Origin of the sequence: Streptomyces flavofungini, assembly GCF_041028215.1 — a bacterium.
Lineage (GTDB): Bacteria > Actinomycetota > Actinomycetes > Streptomycetales > Streptomycetaceae > Streptomyces > Streptomyces flavofungini_B.
Genome location: NZ_JASKYR010000728.1, coordinates 1 through 4622 on the forward strand (window position 1 = coordinate 1; position 4622 = coordinate 4622).

The following is a 4622-nucleotide window of genomic DNA, read 5'->3' on the forward strand; positions in this document are numbered from 1 at the left end:
GCGCAGGCCCCCGCCTCGGCCCAGGGCACCGCCACCCCCGACGGCACCGAGAGGCGCGCGAGGCCCGCCGAGAGGCCCGCCAGGTTGACGGCGGTGACGGCGAGGCCGAGCAGGGTGCCCGCCGCCACCGCTGCCAGCGCCTCACCCGCGAGGACGAGCCGGATCTGGCCGCGCGTGGCGCCCGCGAGACGCAGGGAGCGCAGCTCGGGGCCCCGTACGGAACCGGCCATGAGCAGCGTGCTCGCGAGCGAGATCGCCGTGTAGGCGAGGGAGATGCCGAGGAGCATCAGCAGGCCGAGGCGGGTCTGCGCCTTGGTGCGGGGATGTGTCGCCGCCAGCCACCGCTCCGCCGTGCGGACCTCGCCGCCGGTCCTGGCGAGGGCGGTCGTGGCACGGGCGGCGTCCGCACCGGGGGCGAGGGTTACGTCGATGCGGTCCACCGCCGCCGAGGGGGCGTTCGCCGAGGTCACATAGGCGCCGTTGTCCCCGGTCCCGCGCGCGAGGACCGCCACGACGCGCAGTTCGGCGCGCCGCCCGTCGCCGAGCCAGACGCCGACGCGCTCGCCGACCCGCCGCTTCTCCCACTCCTCGTTGACCACGATCGACCGGTCGTCCAGGTCGCGCACGTCGCCCGCGACGACCGGCAGCCGGGACGTCGCCGCGAGCGCCGCGGGGTCCTTGACCGCGCGGGCGTCGGACCGTATGAGCGCCGAGCCCTCCTCCCGTACGTACACGGCGGTGGTGGCGGACGCCGAGACGGACGCCGCGCCCGGCACCGCGCGGACGGCGGGCGTCCGCAGGCCGTCCCCGGTGATCACGAGGTCGGCGGCCACCTGTTCCCCGGCCTCCGCGGCCTTCGCCGCGCTCACGGTCCGGGCCGAGCCGAGCAGGCTGCCCGCGAGGGCGACGGTCACCAGGACGGGGGCCGCGACGGCGGCGGTGCGGCGTACGGAGGCGGTGGAGTTCTCGCGGACCAGGAGACCGACCGCGCCCGGCAGCCGGAAGGCGCGGACGACGGGGCGGACCAGGAGCGGCGCGAACGCGGCGGCCGCGGTGATCAGGATCATCGGCTGGGTCGTGTACGTCTTGCGCTTCAGGAGCCCGGCCGGGTCCGTGGCCAGCGTGTGTACGAGCAGCCCGAGCCCGAGGGCGAGCAGCAGGGCCCCGGCGGCCCGGCGGCTCCACGGCATGACACCGCTGTCCACGGACGCGTCGCGCATCGCCTCCGCCGCGCTGATCCGTCCGGCGCGGCGCGATGCGGCCCAGGCGCCCGCGAGGGCCACCAGGAGCCCGGTCCAGAACGCGAGCTGGAAGGGCCACGCGCCCGAGGCGAGCCCGGCCGTGGCGTCCGTGACCGCGAACCAGTCCGGCGCCACTTCCGCGCCCACCAGGGCCTCGGCGAGCAGCGGAGCGCCCCACGCCCCGAGCGCGCACCCGGCGGCGGACGCGGCGACGCCGACCGTGAGCGCCTCGCCGAGCAACTGCCTGCGCACCTGTCCGGGCGTCGCGCCCGCCATCCGCAGCAGTCCGAACTCCCGCCGCCGCAGCGCCACGACGAACGCGAACGTCGACGCCGTGACGAACACCGAAACGAACGCGGCCACCCCGCCCGCCGTGCCGAGGAAGGCGTTGACGGCGACCAGCGCCTCGGCGTCACGGGCCGCGCCGGGGTCGGCGGCGCGCCGGCCGGCGCCGGTCAGGACGCGGGCCCGCCCGTCGACCACCGCGCGGACGGCGCGCGCCGGGGCGTCGGTGCCGACGGCGTCCCGCCGGCCGCCGTCGAACCGCAGCGGACCGAGCCGCCGCAGCTCGCGCAGGAGTCCGGTTTCCACAGGGTGTGGATGAGCGAGCGGCTTGGACACCTGGCGGACGTCGGGACCGCGCCGCACCGGCACGGTCAGCGTGTCCTTCCCCATGACCACGACGTCCGACCCGGCGAACCGCTCCGGCGCCCGGTCGGGAGCCCGCAGGCTCGCGTCGAGCCCGAGCCCCATGGAGGCGATCAGGCCCACGCCGAGCAGTACGGCGACGAAGGCCCCGAGCAGACTGCTCCAGCGGGCCCGGAGCGAGGCGAGGAAGATCATCACGCGTTCACCCCGGCACCGCTCGCCCGCGACATCGTGCTCTCCAGGACCGCCATCCGCTCCGCGACCCCTGCCGCGCCCGGCGACCGCAGCTCGCTCGCCACGAGGCCGTCCACCAGGAACACCACCCGGTCCGCGTACGAGGCGGCCACCGGGTCGTGCGTGACCATCACCGTCGTCTGGCCCTCCCGGTCCACCAGGCCCCGCAGCAGGTGGAGCACCTGGCGGCTCGTACCGGTGTCGAGCGCCCCGGTCGGCTCGTCGCCGAAGAGCACCGCGGGGCGGCTGACCAGCGCCCGCGCGAGGGCCACCCGCTGCTGCTGGCCGCCCGACAGCTCGCCGGGCCGGTGCCGGAAGCGGTCGGCGAGGCCCACCCGGGCGAGGGCGTCACGCACCTCCGTGCGCGAGGGCTTGCGGCCCGCGAGCCGCAGCGGCAGCGCGACGTTCTGCGCGGCGGTCAGGGACGGCAGCAGGTTGAAGGCCTGGAAGACGAAGCCGATGCGGTCCCTGCGCAGCAGCGTGAGCCGCCGCTCGCTCAGCCCCGTCAGTTCGGTCCCGCCCACCTCGACGGAGCCGGACGTCGGCCGGTCGAGCCCCGCGGCGCAGTGCAGGAGCGTCGACTTGCCGGACCCCGAGGGGCCCATGACGGCGACGAAGGTCCCGGCCCGCACGGCGAGGCCGACGCCCGCGAGTGCGGCCACGTCGCGCCCGGCGGCGTCACGGTGGAGGCGGCGTACATCGGTGAGCCGCACGGCGGCCGGGGAGGCGTCTGGGGCGGGGTTGTTGTCCATGCCTCGAGCCAACCGTCGGCCGGGCCGCCGCACACGACCACTGCTGGGCGTAAGCAGGGTAGGGCCAGCCCTACCCTTGAGCCATGGAACCGGTGATCGACAGGGCGTTCGCGGCGGCGCTGTACGGCGACGGCGACGACGGCCTCGACACCGGCGCCTCCCTCCTCGCGGCGGCCCCCGGCGCCGACGCGGAGCTGCGCCGCAGGGGCGAGGAGTACCTCACCCGCGCCTGGCGCCACGGCTGGCAGCCCGCCGACGTCCTCCGCCTCGTCCGCCGCGATCTGCGCGAACCGCACCTGCGCCTGGCCGCGTCCCTGATCCACACCGAGACCGGCCGCTACGCCCACCTGCCGCCCCGCTGGAAGACCCAGCTCGCCGCGACGGGCCCGGCCGAGGAACCCACCGGCGACCGCTTCTCGCAGGCCACCACGTACCTGGAGCTCTACCGTCTGCTGTTGCGCCTGCCGCCGGTCGAACCGGTGGGCCCGCCGCCCGGCGAGCGGGTGCCTGGACCGGTCGAGGGGGAGCCGCGCACGCTGACCCGCGTCCGCGCCCTGCTCGCCAAGGCCGAGGCGACCGGCTACCCCGAGGAGGCGGAGGCACTCACCGCCAAGGCGCAGGAGCTGATGGCCCGGTACTCCCTCGACGAGGCGCTGCTCGCCGCCCGTACGCACGCGAAGGACGTCCCCGGCGCGGTCCGCGTCGGCGTGGACGCGCCGTACGAGACGGCCAAGGCGATCCTGCTCGACGCCGTGGCCTCGGCGAACCACTGCCGCGCGGTGTGGAACGAGGCGTTCGGCTTCTCGACGGTCGTCGGCTTCGAGGCCGATCTGGAGGCGGTGGAGCTGCTGCACACCTCGCTGCTCGTCCAGGGCACGGCGGCGATGACCAGGGCGGAGGCGGCCCAGCGCGCGGGCGGCCGCAAGCGTACGAAGACCTTCCGGCAGACCTTCCTGCTGGCCTACGCCCACCGCATGGGCGCCCGCCTCGCCGCGGCGGGCGACCACGCGGTCGCCGAGGCGGCGGACTCCGGCGCGGAGTCCAGGGGCTCGCTGCTCCCGGCGCTCGCCGCGCGGGACGTGGCCGTCACCGACCACGCCGAGCGCATGTTCCCCGCGACGACCGCGACCCGGGTGCGCGGCGCCACGGACGAGGCGGGCTGGACCCATGGCACGGCGGCGGCGGACCGGGCGCGGGTGGGACGGGAACGGCCGCGGCTCCCGTAGCGGACGTCCGCCCTGCCGCCCAGCGGACGGCGTTCTGCCCGATATGCCCCGTATGATCGCGATGTGACCTGGCTTCGCGCGCTGAAAGAGACAGCCCGCACGGGCCTGACGGTGGAGCGCAAACGCCTGGAACCCCTCGTGGCGGCACGAGGCGCCGCGGGCCTCGCGCTGATCATCGGCGTGAGCCTCACCCTGTTCGGCCCCGCGGTGGCCGCCAGCTCCGCCTTCGGCGCGTTCCAGGCGGCCATCGCCACCTTCCAGCGGAGCTGGCGCCCCCGCCCCGAACTGGCCCTGGCCTCCGGCACGAGCCTCGCGGTCTCCACCTTCCTCGGCTACCTCACCGGCTCCCACCTGCTGCTCTTCCTCGCGCTGCTCTGCCTGTGGACCTTCCTCGCGGGCCTGAGCTGGGCCGCGGGACCGACCGCGGGCATCATCGCCTCGTCCAACGTGGCGATCATGCTGGTCACGGTCACCCTGCCGACCTCGGTCGCCGAAGCCGCGGGCCACGCGGCGATGATGAT

3 protein-coding genes and 1 pseudogene are annotated in these 4622 nt (G+C 76.3%); 2 read left to right on the plus strand and 2 right to left on the minus strand.

Translation table 11 applies throughout. From position 1 onward, the window contains the following. The coding region (locus AB8Z36_RS33290; protein WP_369217118.1) for an FtsX-like permease family protein at positions 1-2084 on the minus strand (2084 nt) is incomplete at its 3' end. Continuing rightward, entirely contained in the window at positions 2084-2875 is a 792-nt protein-coding gene (locus AB8Z36_RS33295) for an ABC transporter ATP-binding protein (RefSeq protein WP_369217119.1), read from the minus strand. The genes AB8Z36_RS33295 and AB8Z36_RS33290, both read right to left, overlap by 1 nt. Positions 2876-2958: 83 nt before the next feature. Between AB8Z36_RS33295 and AB8Z36_RS33300 the strand changes: the two genes are divergently transcribed. Together AB8Z36_RS33300 and AB8Z36_RS33305 are read left to right on the plus strand one after the other, a co-directional pair. Beyond that, on the plus strand, positions 2959-4101 hold the full coding sequence (locus AB8Z36_RS33300; RefSeq protein WP_369217120.1) for a DUF2786 domain-containing protein: 1143 nt from the start codon (positions 2959-2961) through the stop codon (positions 4099-4101). Between the two features lie 63 nt (positions 4102-4164). Next, positions 4165-4622: pseudogene (locus AB8Z36_RS33305) on the plus strand (FUSC family protein); the annotation flags it as partial.